Consider the following 14,486-nt stretch of genomic DNA (forward strand, 5'->3'; position numbering starts at 1 on the left):
CCGCGTCGCCCGCCGTCAGAGGCCGGACATCCTCGACGTCACGCCGGCCTCGGCAGCACGAACTCTTCCGCCGCGAGCCCCTTGAACACGGTCGGCCCCGTCCGGCGGAACCCCAGCTTCTCCAGCACCCTGACCGACGCAGTGTTCTCGAGCATCGCGTGGGCGACGAGGCTCGGGAGCCCGAGCTCCTCGAACGCATACCGGATGCACGCCGCGCCCGCCTCGGTCGCGTAGCCTTTGCCCCAGTGCTTCCGGAAGAAACGATATCCGAGATCCGCGACTCCAAGCTCCTCGTGCCACCTCAGCCCGCACCAGCCGAGCTTCTCCCCCGTCTCCCGGTCCGAGGCGACGAACCGGCCCATGCGGAAGGCCTCGAACTGGTGCGCGAGCCGCGCGATCACCGCGCGCGCCTCGTCCTCGCTGGCGAACGCAGGGTCGCCCGTGTAGCGGATCACCTCGGGATCGGCGTTCAGCTGCATCATGAACGGGACGTCGCAGGGCCGGTGGGGGCGGAGGCTCAGGCGTTGCGTCGTGAGGACAGCGGGGGTTTCGTCAGGCTCGTTCCTGTCGAGGGCGACCATCCCGCCATCTTACCGGGTCCGCCACGGCGATGCACCGCGGGGTCGGCCAGGCGCAGCATCGCGTCGGCCCCGGCCCGCGCGTGGCACAGCGCGGCTGCGGTCGCGCCTCGAGCCTGCGCGGCCGGCGCGTGGCGCGCTCGACGGCGGCCGCCCTCGTCGGGCTGTGCCGCGGGCGTCCGGTGCGACGACGATGTCAGGCCAGCGAGCGTTCGCCGTCCGCGCGAGCCTGCGAGCCCTCCGCGCTGTCCTCGCCGGCACAGAACTTGTTGGGTGAGGACGCATATGGCCTCTTCGAACCCCATCGACAAAATCCTGCTTCGTGTCCTGTCGCTCTCGCTCGCGCCCCTCGTCGGCGGATGCGGGATCGACACCAGCGTCTTCGAGCCCATCCCTTGCGCGAGCGAGGGGCGCACGCCGTACCTGGCGGGCGCCGAGCCCGGGGCTCCTGCCGATTACGTAGAGCTGAGAGTGATAGCGAGCCCGTCGGGCGCGGCGACGCCGAGCGCGCTCGAGTCGGTGGGCGAGAAGTGCTCCGGGGCGGCGGACAGGCCCGCATGCGAGGAGAAGATCGCGGCGGCCACGTCGACGAAGGGGTTCCGCCTCGGGGACTGCGTGGATTTTTGCCCGGAGCACATCCTGATCGTCAACGCGGGCGACGAGGTGACGGTCCTCGATACGCGGGACGCGGTGAGGGCGTGGCTCGGCCCCGTGGACGCGCCCGCGGACGCGGTGCTCGCCGCGTCGCTGGCAGGCTACACCGTCCGCTGCGGCAAGCCCGACGAGGGCGGCGTCCGGCCTGACGGCGACGCGTACGAGGTCCTCGCGACGCGGTACACGGCGACCTGCGCTCCGATCGAGCGCACGCTCTATGTGCTCGGGGTCGACGCGGGCGGCGGCGTGCAGGAGCTGGAGACCGAGGTGATCGAGTCCGAGTCCGGCGCCTGCGTCGGCCGGAGGCCGGCGGGGCTGCTGCGGGCTGCGGGCCGGGGCGCGACGCCGGTGGGGGCGTACTTCGCGAACGTGGCGCGGCTCGAGGCGGCGAGCGTCTGGGCCTTCGATGTGCTCGGGCGCGAGCTCGCCCACCACGGGGCGCCGCGGCCGCTCGTGGAGCGGGCGCGCGCCGCCGGGCGCGACGAGGTGCGGCACGCGCGCGTGATGCGGCGCCTCTCGGCGCGTTACGGCGGCCGCTGGCAGCCGCCGCGGGTGGAGCCGAGGCCGGTCCGATCGCTGGAGGAGCTCGCGATCGACAACGCGACCGAGGGGTGCGTGCGGGAGACGTACGGGGCGCTGGTCGGCATGTGGCAGGGGCGCTTCGCGCGCGATCCGCTGGTCCGGCGCGTGATGACGCGCGTCGCGCGCGACGAGGCGCGGCACGCGAAGCTCTCGTGGGCGATCGACGTCTGGGTGCGGCCGCGGCTCTCGGCCGCCGAGCTGCGGCGCGTCGACGAGGCGCGGCGCGAGGCGCTTTCGGCGCTCGAGGAGGAGGCGCGGCGCGAGGTGGATCCGGCGCTCGTGGCCCACGCCGGGATGCCGGGCCGGGAGGCGGCGAGGAGGCTCTCGCGGAATTTCGCGGAGGCGATCGCCGCGGGCGCTGCGGGCGTGGGCGCCTAGCGGGGCTAGCCCCGAGCGCACCCGCGGTGCCTCTCGCGTTCGCCAGAGGCCTCCTTCGTCAACCTAGAAATCCCGAGAACAAGAGAAGACGAACCACAGAGCCACAGAGGGCGCAGAGAAGAAGAGGAGAAAGAGCTCTTTCTTGCTCTCTCCTCTGTGCCCTCTGCGCCTCTGTGCCCTCTGCGCCTCTGTGGTTCATTTTTTCTCTTCGAACACCTGGCCCGCGCGCGGGACGCTGAAGCCGTCTCCTCATTTCGCGGAGATGGTCTCCTGGCGCCATTGCGCGGGCGCGGGCCGCTGCTTCTCCAGGCATTCGCCGCGCGCTGGCTTCGTTCTGATTCCGCGACGCGCCCGGGCTTCGCGGGCGCGGCCGCCGCCCAGCGCTCCACGCATACGCGGCCGCGGATCGACAGGAGCCCTGATCGTCAAGCCCTCGGCAGGGGACTTGGTGAGCCGCCCCCATCAACTTAGGATCGCTCCAGACACAGCGGGTTGGCGACTGGAGCCTTCGAGCGCTGGCGGCACCTGATTGCGCCACGCGTCGTGGCATGGCCCGCAGGGTGTCGTATCGACGCATCGCCCTGGCTTTTCGTGCCGGCAATTGGTGGGACTTTCATCGAGAGGTCGGGGCAGGGCCAGGGCGGAGATCCGCCCTGGAGTCGCCCTTCGCCCGATTCGCTCGCCTGTGGGCTCCACCTGATCTGAACACGACTGTCTGCGGGAATCGAGCGCATCAAAGCTCGAAATCGATGGAAAGGCGGACTCACATGCGAAAGTATCGAGCGAGTGCGGTTTCTGCTGGAATCGTCGCCGGATTTGCGGGCGTGATGGCCAGCGCAGGCGTGGTCTGGGCCGCCGATTCGGATCAGGGCACGGCTGACGCCCATCTGAGCTACGCGTGCAAGCACCAGCACACTGGACAGCTCCGCAGCGTGGACAGCCCGGGCCAGTGCCAGGCCTCGGAGGAGCTGGTGTCCCAGCCCCGCACGAGCAAGGGCTTCGTGGGTCAGCAGGTCTTCAAGGGCGAGCGCGGTCCCCAGGGGCCCCAGGGGCCCAAGGGCGAGCCAGGCCCGCAGGGGCTGCAGGGGCCCAAGGGCGAGCGGGGTCCTCAAGGGCCCCAGGGTCCGCAGGGGCCCAAGGGCGAGCGCGGCGAGCCGGGCGCGCCGGGGCAGGCGGGGCTCGTCGGCCCGCAGGGGCTCGTCGGCCCGCAGGGCATCAAGGGCATCGACGGCGTGCGCGGTCCTCAAGGGCTCAAGGGCGAGATGGGTCCTCAGGGCTTCAAGGGCGCTGACGGCGCGCGTGGGCCTCAGGGGCCCATGGGCCCCAAGGGCGAGCGCGGTCCGCAGGGTCCGCAGGGTCCGCAGGGGCCCAAGGGCGAGCGCGGCGAGCCGGGCGCGCCGGGGCAGGCGGGGCTCGTCGGCCCGCAGGGGCTCGTCGGCCCGCAGGGCATCAAGGGCATCGACGGCGTGCGCGGTCCTCAAGGGCCCAAGGGCGAGATCGGTCCTCAGGGCTTCAAGGGCGCTGACGGCGCGCGTGGGCCTCAGGGGCCCCAGGGCCCCAAGGGCGAGATGGGTCCTCAGGGTCCCAAGGGCGAGCGCGGCGAGCGCGGTCCCCAAGGGCCCGCGGGTGCTCCGGGCGCCATCGGTCCCCAGGGCCTCAAGGGCACGGACGGCGCCAAGGGCCTCCAGGGTGCCCAGGGTCTCAGGGGCGAGATCGGTCCTCAGGGCCTCAAGGGCGCCGACGGCGCGCGCGGTCCTCAGGGTCCCCAGGGCCCCAAGGGCGAGATGGGTCCTCAGGGTCCCCAGGGCCCCAAGGGCGAGATGGGTCCTCAGGGCCCCAAGGGCGAGCGCGGTCCGCAAGGGCTCCAGGGTCCGCAGGGCCCCAAGGGCGAGGTCGGTCCCCAGGGCCCGGCGGGCGCTCCGGGCGCCATCGGTCCCCAGGGCCACAAGGGCGTCGACGGCGCCAAGGGCCTCCAGGGTCCCCAGGGGCTCAGGGGCGAGATCGGTCCCCAGGGCCTCAAGGGCGCCGACGGCGCGCGCGGTCCTCAGGGTCCTCAGGGCCCCAAGGGCGAGATGGGTCTTCAGGGTCCGCAAGGCCCCAAGGGCGAGCGTGGCGAGCGCGGTCCCCAGGGCCCGGCGGGCGCTCCGGGCGCCATCGGTCCCCAGGGCCACAAGGGCGTCGACGGCGCCAAGGGCCTCCAGGGTGCCCAGGGTCTCAGGGGCGAGATCGGTCCCCAGGGCCTCAAGGGCGCCGACGGCGCGCGCGGTCCTCAGGGTCCCCAGGGCCCCAAGGGCGAGGTCGGTCCCCAGGGTCCGCAAGGCCCCAAGGGCGAGCGCGGTCCCCAGGGCCCCGCGGGCGTTCCGGGCGCCATCGGTCCCCAGGGCCACAAGGGCGTCGACGGCGCCAAGGGCCTCCAGGGTCCGCAAGGCACCAAGGGCGAGCGCGGTCCCCAGGGTCCGCAAGGGCCCAAGGGCGAGCGCGGCGAGCGCGGTCCCCAGGGCCCCGCGGGTGTTCCGGGCGCCATCGGTCCCCAGGGCCACAAGGGCGTCGACGGCGCCAAGGGCCTCCAGGGTCCGCAAGGCACCAAGGGCGAGCGCGGTCCCCAGGGTCCCCAGGGTCCGCAAGGGCCCAAGGGCGAGCGCGGCGAGCGCGGTCCCCAGGGCCCCGCGGGTGTTCCGGGCGCCATCGGTCCCCAGGGCCACAAGGGCGTCGACGGCACCAAGGGCCTCCAGGGTCCGCAAGGCACCAAGGGCGAGCGCGGTCCCCAGGGCCCGCAGGGTCCCCAGGGCCCCAAGGGCGAGCGCGGCGAGCGCGGTCCCCAGGGCCCCGCGGGTCCCGCGGGCTCCATCGGTCCCCAGGGCCTCAAGGGCGCCGACGGCGTCAAGGGCACCCAGGGTCTGCAGGGTCCGCAGGGGCCGAGGGGCGAGCGCGGCCCGCAAGGGCCCATGGGGTCGCCCGGCATCGCCAAGATCCGCGTGGTCTCGGTGACGCGCGAGGCAGGGCCGACGAGCGCGTTCGTCAACGTCAAGGCGCTCTGCAACGCGGGTGAGGTCGTGCTCAGCGGCGGATTCTCGATCTCCGGCGGAGCCCAGGCGACCAGCAGGGTGGTGGAGAACTCGCCGCTCGAAGCCGCCGACGAGGGCCGCGCGGGCTGGACCTCGACCGCCGTGTTCGAGGGCGGCTACGGCAAGAAGGGGCAGACGGTGGCGCTGACCACGTTCGCGGTCTGCGCCGAGGTGCCCGAGCGCTGACGGCGATCGACCGCAGGGCCATGCTCACGGGCTCGTGAGCCCCACCTCTCGACCAGCTGCCCCCTGTCCCCTTCACAACGGCCCTGAGGACAGGGGACAGCTGGCTCACCCCCTCAGCTTGCTCCTCGCGCACCGCACGCATGGCGAGAGGCCGCACCCCGTCCCGCCGTCCAGCATGGCGAGACCCGCGAGCCCCCACCGTCGCGAGCCCAGCCGGTGGCCGGATTTGAACATGAAGGCGGGAAGGCGGGAAGAAAACATCAATGATCTTCCTGCCTTCCCGCCTTCATGTGAATCACTCCGGGGCAAATTGGGCCACCACCCGAGCCCACCGGTCACCGGTCACGAGCTCGCAGCCTCCCCCCCGGCGCGGACACCGACGCGCTGCGACGCGCCACGACGGCGAGGTGCCCCCGCACGCCGCCCAAAGCCCACAGTGTAGGACAAATCCCGCCATCGACCCACCACGGTCCAGATGCCGGGCCGGACCGTGGCGCAGCTTGCACGCTTTTCGCAAGGAGCCCGGGCGGTGACAACGTGAACATTGGGCTCTTCTTCGGCACCGAAAAAAATGCGCGGCCGCGGCGATTTGTGCCGGAATTCCGGCGCGCCATGGCTGCTGTGCTCGGGGGAGAGGCCGCGGCGCGCGACGCCTCGGTGGTGCCCTTTGTCACAGCTGTCGTCATGTGCCACAGCAGTGCTTTCACGTAGTCAGCTCACCGGCTGGTGAAGGCATCCCCTCACTTCAACCCAGAGGTACGAGGCATGCTGAGGAGATTCACAGAGAATCCTCCGAGCCTCATAGACTCTGTGGTAACTTCCCCCAGTGAACGAGGACACGAAGGAGGGGTTTCTCTCAGGTCAGACCACATGCCTCCGAGCGCATCCCAGAGGGGAACCATGAGCGTAGATTACCCTATGAAGACGACCCAGCATGCACCGATGACCCGCGCGCGCCACAACCGTCTTGTGATCGCGCACGTGCTGAACTCCTTCCAGGTGGGAGGCGCGGAGCAGGTCGTGGTGGATCTGGCCGGGCTGCAGCGCGAGGCGGGGCATGAGGTGATGGTCGTGGGCATCGAGACGAACCCCGACGGGCCGCGCGCCGCGCAGCTCCGGGAGCGCGGCGTCGCGGTCCACATGCTCCCGAAGCGCCCCGGCTTCGACCTCAAGCTGCCCGGGAAGCTCGCGGCGTTCTTCGCCAAGCACGGTGTCTCCATCGTGCACTCGCACAACCAGCTGCCGCTCATCTACGCGACGGCCGCGGGCCGGCTCCACCGCGTGCCCGTGTGCCACACGCTGCACGGCGCCATGTTCGATCAGGGCCGCCGGGCGTGGCTGCGGCACATCGCGGCCAAGCTCGCCGACGCGCACGTGGCCGTGTCGCAGCCGACGGCCGACTTCATGCTGAAGCACAACGAGGTCCCGAGCTCGAAGCTGCACGTCGTCCTGAACGGCATCGATCTCTCCCGGTTCAGGCCGGACTCCGCGGCCCGGCGCCGCATCCGGACCGAGCTCGGCATCCCCCAGGACGCGTGGGTCGCCGGGGCGGTCGGGCGCCTGTCCCAGGTCAAGAACCACGCCCTCCTGCTCCGCGCGGCCGCGAACGCGGGTGTCCTGTCGGAGAGCGGGCGCCTGCTCCTCGTCGGGGACGGGCCGGAGGCCGCCTCGCTGCGCGCCCTCGCCGAGGAGCTCGGCATCACCGACCGCGTCGTGTTCGCCGGCGAGCGGCACGACGTCCCGGAGCTCCTCTCCGCGAGCGACGTCTTCGTCCTCTCGTCGACGTCGGAGGGGCTGCCGCTCTCCATGGTCGAGGCCATGGCCACCGGCCTGCCCGTGGTCTCGACCGCCGTGGGCGGCATCCCTGCCCTGATCACCGACGGCGACACGGGCTTCCTCGTGCCCTCGGACGACGTCGGCGCGCTCGCCGCGAAGCTCGCCGAGCTCAAGGCAGATCCCGCGCGGTCCGCGGCGATGGGCAAGCGGGGGCGGAAGCTCGCGCTGGGGCGCTACTCGGCCGAGCGCATGATGGCGAGCTACATGGATATCTACGAGACGCTCCTGGCCCGGCGGGAGTCGGAGCGCCGCGCCGTGCTGCGGCCGAGCGAGCTGCTCGCCGGCTTGAACGCGTAGCCGCACGCCCCGCGAGAGGCGCGGCCACCCCTTCGCGGGGCGTCGAGGCCGCGCCGACAGCGACCGAAAAGGCACGGGAGACGCAGAGAGTGGACCCATTCTCTGCGCCCTCCGTGCCTTTTCGGTCAGCGCTCGCGTCAAGGCGCGCGGGGAATCGTCGAGATCGCGCGGGGGACCGTGGCGAGCGACGCCGGCGACGAGATCCCCGACGTCCGGGAGGACCGCGTCTGCGTCTGAGCGCGACCGGACGGCGGCCGCGCCTCCAGCGCGCCGACGTCGCGCATGTCCCTCGACGAAGGCGCGAGCGCTGCCCGCGGCGGCGGCGGCGCGACCGTGCTCCGGGGCAGCGGCGCGATCGCGCTCCGCGACGGCGGCGCGATCGTGGCCCTCGACGGCGGCACGATGGTGGCCCGCGACGGCGGCGCGATGGTGGCCCGCGACGGCGGCGCGACCCCGACCGCAGCCTGCGCCTCGCGCACCGCTGCCAGCATCGACCGCGCGTCCGGCCAGCGGTCCGCCTGCGAGAACTCGAGCGCGCGGTCCACCACCCGCACCACGGCGGGGTGCATCGACGGCTGGATCCGGGCGAGCGACGGGATCGGACACGTCATCCGCAGGAAGAAGAGCTCGTTGACGGTCGGCGCGTCCTGCACGTACCGGTTCGTGAGCAGCGAGAACATCGTCGCCCCGAGCGCCCAGATGTCCGTCCGCGCATCGACGAGATCCCAGCGCGCGCGCGCCTGCTCGGGCGGCATGTACGCCGGCGTCCCCATCGCCCGCAGCCCCGCGAGCGACGTCTGCGACGAGGGGACCCGCAGGCGCGCGATGCCGAAGTCGAGGATCTTCACCCCGTGCTCGCGGGTGAGGAAGATGTTGTCGGGCTTCAGATCCCGGTGAACGACCCCGTTCTCGTGCGCGGCCGCGAGCACCTCGAGGATCTGCTCGCTCAGGGCGAGGACCTCGGCCGGAGGGAGCGGGCCCTTCTGCGCCTTCCAGCGCTGGAGGAGCGTCTCGCCCTCGAGGAGCTCCATCACCAGGAAGGGCGACCCGTCCTCGGTCACGTCGTCCGCGAGCACCGCCGCGACCCCGGGGTGATTCACGGTGTTCACGATGGCCTTCTCGCGGAGGAACCGGGCCCGATCCACCTTGTCCCGCGCCCGCGCGGGGTGCAGCAGCTTGATCGCGACCCGCTGGCCGCCCCGATGCGTCGCGGCATAGACAGCCGCCATCCCCCCGAGGCCGATCAGCGCATCCAGCCGCCACGCGCCGTTGAGCACCGCCCCTACGCGTGCCTGCGCCATCTGGACATGCGTGACATTCTCGGAGTCCATGGCTGCTTCTCTCTGTGTGCGTGCCCTCGGGCAACCGACGCTTCAACGCTCGCGACGCAAGAACGGCTGTCTTCTCTACGTTCCCGGTGTCATGCACCGGCGCTACGGCGGAATCGGAGCTCCACGATGGCGGGCTAGGGGTGCAACTCGTCGGAACCGCGACCGGTCCGGCCGTCCTGCGTCACCGAACCAGGAGACGCCTGGGGTGGGCGGTGTCCAACAGCACGTCATTTCATGGAAAAGTTCAGCAAGAGCTGCGCCACGGAGACCCGCGGCGAGGACCGCGGCGAACGGGCAGCGCGCATGGGGCGAATCGCCTCCCTGCGGCAAGATGCCACGACCATTGCGCCGCCACGGGTCGCTCGGGTCCTCGTGGGAGCGGGCGCCGACACGGTGTCGACGCCTCCTTCGATGAGCCCGCTGCAATCGTGATCTCCGGGGCGAGCGGCGCTCGGCATCGCAGGGTGTGGGGAGGAGCGCGCCGCGCGTGTCCTCGCGCGGCGCGCGTCGTCCGCGGAGGGCCCGCTCGCGCGCGAGGTCAGTGGAGGCCCCTCATCGTCGGGTCGCCCAGCTTGAACGCCGACAGCGCCTGGCGGATGAAGACCGGCACGGAGACGTAGCCCTCGAGCGCGACGCAGGCGCGGTTCGAGGAGCACGTGCAGCGATAGAAATCGCTGAAGTCGTCGTCGTCTGCGTCGGCGTCCTCCTGGCATCCGGGCACGCCGTCCCGCAAGACCTCGCCGTCGGGCGCGATGGCGGCGACCGTCGGATCCCACCGCACGATCGGCTGCCCGCTCTCCGGGCTCAGCTTCACCTTGTGCCAGTCCGCCTTGCCGTCGCCGTCGAGGTCGGGGCCGGGCTCCGTGACATACGCCCTGGCCAGGAGCTCGTTGGCATACTCCAGCACGCGCGCGCCGATGCCCTTCTGCACGACCTTGCCGAAGATGGTCTCGGTCCCGTACGCCTTCGCCACGAACACCTTCCCCGACGGATGGTGGAGCTCGATCCGGTTCGGGAAGCCAGGATCGGTGTCCGCGCCGGTCTCCCAGATGTGCATCATGTCCAGCCATCTCTGCTTCTGGTTCTCGGGCAGGTAGAGGAGCGTCCAGGCGATCAGGAACTTCTGCTGCTCCCAGCCGATCTGGGGGTCGAGGATCGCGACCTTGGCCGGGGCCCGCGGGTTCCACGGCGCGCTGTCGACCGCGCCGTACGCGCTGCAGACGATGCTCCCGGCGCCGGGGAAGCAGCTCTCCGGCCCGGCCTCGCCCCACCACGACGTCCAGCCGAGCGCGCTGGCCGGATACCCGCTCGCGTCCCTCACGGGACGGCCGCGATCGTCGGCCTCGACGCGCACCCCCTTGATGGCGTCGTCGCCCGTGAGGTTGTTGGCCAGCCAGCGGCGGTACCCTTCCGGGAACACGTCGGCGAGCGAGACCGCGCGGTAGCGCGCGTCGAGGAAGTCGTGCCGCGAGTCGCTGACGAAGTTGTCGACCGACTCGGTCATCAGCATCGCCACCCACGCCTTGTCGTAATAAGAGCCGGCGTTCATCGTGTACGACGAGTCGTACTCGCCCTTGTCCTCCGCGAGCGCGTTCTCGAGCGGCTTGCCGCCGAAGGCCACGTCGCCGAAATAGCCCGTGGCGCCGTTCGGGACGACCACCACCGTATCCCCGGGGTCGCCGAAGACGTCGCTCGACGACCGGAGGACGGTATCGCCCTCGGGCAGGAAGTGCTCGCCCGGCTGCGGGCGCGCCATCTGGAGCGCGAAGTGATCGAACGCGATCCCGGCCGCGAGGATGTTCTGCTGGAAGAGGCTGCCCGCGACGTGCACCCAGAACGTGTCGAAGTCGTAGCCGCGGTCCAGCGCGAACTCGCGGTAGATGTTCGCGACCAGCCCGAGGCCCTTCGCGCCGTCGCGCATCTTGGCGTTGTAGCGGTTCAAGGTCCGCTCCGACGCCGCGCGCACGCTGAAGGCCTGCCGGTCGCGGCGGTAGTTGTCGAAGATGTGATTCACCTCCTGCTGCGTGATGAAGAAGTTGAAGAGCTCATAGGCGTCCGCGCCGCTGTCGTGCCGGTACACGCTCAGGTTGCCGAGATCGGCCCACCGGTCGCTCGCGAAGCCGTAGGGGACGCGGGTGCGCCCCGCGGGGTCCACCGAGGGCCCCTTCACGCCCTTCGGCGTCTCCAGCGCGCGCCACGGCACGTAGTCGACCTGCTGCTGCCGGCACCGCGTGTACTTGCCGTCGACCGGCACGATGTGCCCGTCGAGCACGGGGTGCCAGGCGCCGCCCTGCTCCTCGTCCCAGTCCGAGGGCCTGAAGGCGCTCGGGTCGACCTCGACGCAGCTGCCCGGCCGGATCAGATCGTATTTGTTCTGCAGGTCGGAGTAGTGGATGTCCTTGTCGTCGTACTCGGGCTGGATGCCGAGGATGCCGCCGAAGTCGTCGATCTTGGCGAGCATGCCCTTGCCGCGCGGGGTGCCCGCCCTGTAGCTCGGGTCGGCGTGCACCGAGACGACGTCGCCGTAGAACATGCGGGCCGCGGCGAAGTCGTAGGCGCCCAGCCCGATGAGGTCCTGCGTGGGCTCGCCGGCGTAATCCATGGTCGACGAGTGCATGAACATCCAGATCAGGTTCTTGCGCTCGTCCTCGGTGACGGGGTCGTAGTAGCGCGGCCCGACGCACGCCTCGCCGTCCTCCGAGAGCGTCTCGCACGGCGTCTTCACGCGCCCGTTGTTCGTGCGCAGCTGCCAGTATTGCGGCCGGTAGCCCCAGGCGTCGGACGAGCTCACGAAGTTGTGGCGCAGGCCGACGGAGTGGCCCATCTCGTGGAGGATCACCGCGTAGTGCGCCCGCTGCGCGAGGTAGCGCCGCATGGCCTCGGCGCGCCGCAGCTTCTGCGCGGCGTCCCCTTCGCCGAAGCGGCCGTGCTTGCTCGCGAATTTCTCCTCCAGGATGTCCGCCAGGTCGGCGGTGGCGAGCGGCGCCGGCGCCTCGTGCATCACGCACGCGCCGCGCTCGGCCAGCGCCACCTCCTTCAGGTTCCTGAGCTCGCGCTGCACGCTCGGGTTCGCCCCGCGGAGCGGCGAGGCGAAGCGCATCACCTCGTCCGTGAGCGGCAGCGCCTCCACGCCGGTGAGCTGCTGGATCGTCTTCGTCGTGAGCTCCGCCTCGAGCTCGGTGCCCACCGCGGACTTGCGGCGCGCCTCGTACACGGCGCGCATGCTGTCCGGCGCCGTCGCGTCGGCCGCGATGGCGCGCACCTCCTTCGAGAGCCGCCGGAGGTCCTCGCGCAGCGCTGGATCGCGCGCCAGCTGGCCGGAGACCCCGGCGGCGTCCTCCGCGGCGACCCCGGCGGCCCCGGCGACCCGCCGGGCGATCTCCTCCCGCGTGAGCCGCGGCAGCGCGCCGCCCTTCGACGCGCCGTCGCTCGCCTGCGCCCAGTCCCGGACGTAGTCGCCGTCGGTGACCTCCTCGGTCTTCAGCTCTCCCTGGATGTAACGGGCCGCGTCGACGATGCCCTGGCTCCAGATGTCGTTGACGTGCGTCCAGACGTTGATGCTCGACGCGATCTTCTCGCCGGTGAGCGGGTCCTCCGAGTCGCTGTAGATGCCCCAGGCCGAGGGCGACTGCGGCGCCTCGAAGTTGTTGATCTGGTGATAGCGCAGGTCGCCGATCCGCGCGTTCAGCGCCGCCCCGCACGCCTTCATCATCGCGGGATCGCGCCCCGCCTCCTTCCGGCGCTCGTCGCTGCACATCCTCGCCGTCACCCCCTCCGGCAGCCGAGGGCCGCCGCACGCCTCCGGGTCGGCGGCCTCGACCGGGCTGTGGCAGAGCACGATCATCTCGGGCATCTTGGCGAGCGCGACGACGCCCGGCGCGTAGCCGCGCCGCTCGCCGAGCTCGTCGGCGAGGGCGTCGCACCCCTGCCCCGCGCGCGCCGCGTCGCGCCGGCACGCGTCGACCTCGCGCGCGAGCGCGACGGCGTCGGCGCTGTCGTCCATCTGGCCGTCGTAGACCGGGAACGCCGCGCTGCAGCGCGCCGCGTCGCCCGTCGTCCGGACGCACTCGACGTGCTTGGCGGTGACGACGGCGCTGCGCAGGGCCACGTCCCACTCGTGCGCCGCCGAGGCCGTGGCGTCGAAATAGTCGGGGTTGCTGTTCGACGTCACGTACCAGGCTTGCGGCACGGCCTCTCGACGCTGGTACGGCAGGGTGCATCGCTGCTTGAACGTGTCGCACCGCGAGCCGGGGCCCACCGTCACCCGCGCTCCATCGACGTCCATCGTCGCCCCGGTGACGGCCTCGCACTCGTCCTCGGTCCCGTTGTCGTCGTCGTCGCGGTGCGGGTCCGCGCCCACCGGGGTCGTCTCGGGCGTGAAGCACCGGATCTCGCCCGTCATGCCCTCCGGATCGGCGTAGTAGTGGCTGCGCTCCCAGAGGTTGTACCGGGTGATCATCCGGTGCCATTTGGCGTCGCTCATGCCGTAGTTGCGCGCGTACCCGAAGCGCTCTCGCACGAAGGGGCCGAACGCCTGGAACCGGTATCCGTCCCACTCCGCGGGCTCGTAGTCCCGATCGACGACGCGGCGGAACGACTGCCGCAGCGTGACCTCGACCGGGTTGCAGGAGCCGACCGGCGCGGTGCCGCCGGGGAAGTCGGCGTCGAGCATGCAGGCCGGGAAGCTGCCGACGCCCCACCCGAGGTGGCTCAGATCGATGAGCTGGGGCATCGCGAAGGCCTTGTTGGTGACGTCGAAATATCCCTCCTCGGGGTCGAAGTGGGGCGCGTCGGGGTGGCTCGGGTCGCTCACGTAATAGGAGAGCGGCTCGTACTGCACGCCGCCGTAGACGCCGATGAGCGACAGCGTGTCGAAGTCGTAGGAGTCGACGTTCAGGTTCTTCGACCAGTCGACGCGCATGTACTCCCGCGCGTACCAGGGGCGGTCGGTCGTGTTTTCGACGACGACGTTGGTCTCCTCCCCCGTCGCCCGGTTGTAATCGCGCTGGACGTCGAAATGCGAGAGGATCTTGTACGCGACGGCCACGACGCCGTCGTCCGTGGCGGCGCCGGCGCCCTTGCCGTCGGTGTCGTTCACGCGCTCGTAGGTGAGGCGCCCGATCAGGAGGTCTTCCTGGATGACCCACTTGATGCGCGCGACCTCCGCCTGCGCGTACGAGGACGAGAAGAGCCCGTCCTGCGAGGCGCCGTAGCCCACGTCGACCACCGTGGTGCGCGTCCAGAACTCCGGATCGTCCTCCTTGCTCTGCAGATCGGCGCCCACGAAGAACGATTTCGCCAGCGCGTTCGCCTGCACCTGGCTGAGCGGCCTCCGCTCCTCGGCGCAGCCCGCGATCGAGCCCGCGGCCGCCGCGAGCAGTGCCAGTCTCACGATCCAACTCATCGCAGCGTCCTCCTCTGCAGCTCGGCCCGAGCGCGCCTGCCCCCATGAGAGCCCCGGCGTCCCCACGCGATCTGCGTGACGGCCGCCCTGATTGCGCGGTCGGCCTCTCTGCTCCCCCATCGAGTCGCCTCATCGAGTCGCCCCATCGAGTCGCCCCATCGAGTCGCCCCATCGA

General features: G+C 71.6%; 7 protein-coding genes. 4 read left to right on the forward strand and 3 right to left on the reverse strand.

Features of this window, described 5'->3' with window-relative positions:
* Positions 1-38: 38 nt before the first annotated feature.
* A complete protein-coding gene (locus tag WME98_RS04565; protein ID WP_437950145.1) occupies positions 39-581 on the reverse strand; it encodes a GNAT family N-acetyltransferase in 543 nt (180 codons plus the stop codon).
* Between the two features lie 282 nt (positions 582-863).
* On the opposite strand from WME98_RS04565, the gene WME98_RS04570 reads away from it, so the two are divergent.
* From WME98_RS04570 to WME98_RS04585, 4 genes are all read left to right on the forward strand, one after another.
* The gene (locus tag WME98_RS04570; RefSeq protein ID WP_437950146.1) at positions 864-2,192 is read left to right on the forward strand and encodes a ferritin-like domain-containing protein; all 1,329 of its coding nucleotides are present in this window, start codon (positions 864-866) and stop codon (positions 2,190-2,192) included.
* An 827-nt stretch (positions 2,193-3,019) separates the two neighbouring features.
* The gene (locus WME98_RS04575) at positions 3,020-5,443 is read left to right on the forward strand and encodes a collagen-like triple helix repeat-containing protein (protein WP_437950147.1); all 2,424 of its coding nucleotides are present in this window, start codon (positions 3,020-3,022) and stop codon (positions 5,441-5,443) included.
* Positions 5,444-5,980: 537 nt separating this feature from the next.
* Positions 5,981-6,154, forward strand: a complete 174-nt coding sequence (locus WME98_RS04580) for a hypothetical protein (protein WP_437950149.1) — start codon at positions 5,981-5,983, stop codon at positions 6,152-6,154.
* Between the two features lie 207 nt (positions 6,155-6,361).
* The gene (locus WME98_RS04585) at positions 6,362-7,576 is read left to right on the forward strand and encodes a glycosyltransferase (protein WP_437950151.1); all 1,215 of its coding nucleotides are present in this window, start codon (positions 6,362-6,364) and stop codon (positions 7,574-7,576) included.
* A gap of 137 nt (positions 7,577-7,713) precedes the next feature.
* Here WME98_RS04585 and WME98_RS04590 read toward each other — a convergent pair whose 3' ends face one another.
* Positions 7,714-8,907, reverse strand: coding sequence for a serine/threonine-protein kinase (locus WME98_RS04590; RefSeq protein ID WP_437950152.1), 1,194 nt, complete (start codon positions 8,905-8,907; stop codon positions 7,714-7,716).
* A 538-nt stretch (positions 8,908-9,445) separates the two neighbouring features.
* On the reverse strand, positions 9,446-14,299 hold the full coding sequence (locus tag WME98_RS04595; protein WP_437950153.1) for a hypothetical protein: 4,854 nt from the start codon (positions 14,297-14,299) through the stop codon (positions 9,446-9,448).
* Positions 14,300-14,486: the final 187 nt, after the last annotated feature.

Source organism: Sorangium sp. So ce296 (assembly GCF_051529605.1).
GTDB lineage: Bacteria > Myxococcota_A > Polyangia > Polyangiales > Polyangiaceae > Sorangium > Sorangium cellulosum_D.

Bases quoted from the DNA above. Each gene is read 5' to 3' on its own strand.
- WME98_RS04565 (WP_437950145.1), bottom strand. From the start codon at position 581: ATGGTCGCCCTCGACAGGAACGAGCCTGACGAAACCCCCGCTGTCCTC.
- WME98_RS04570 (WP_437950146.1), top strand. From the start codon at position 864: ATGGCCTCTTCGAACCCCATCGACAAAATCCTGCTTCGTGTCCTGTCG.
- WME98_RS04575 (WP_437950147.1), top strand. From the start codon at position 3,020: ATGGCCAGCGCAGGCGTGGTCTGGGCCGCCGATTCGGATCAGGGCACG.
- WME98_RS04585 (WP_437950151.1), top strand. From the start codon at position 6,362: ATGAAGACGACCCAGCATGCACCGATGACCCGCGCGCGCCACAACCGT.
- WME98_RS04590 (WP_437950152.1), bottom strand. From the start codon at position 8,907: ATGGACTCCGAGAATGTCACGCATGTCCAGATGGCGCAGGCACGCGTA.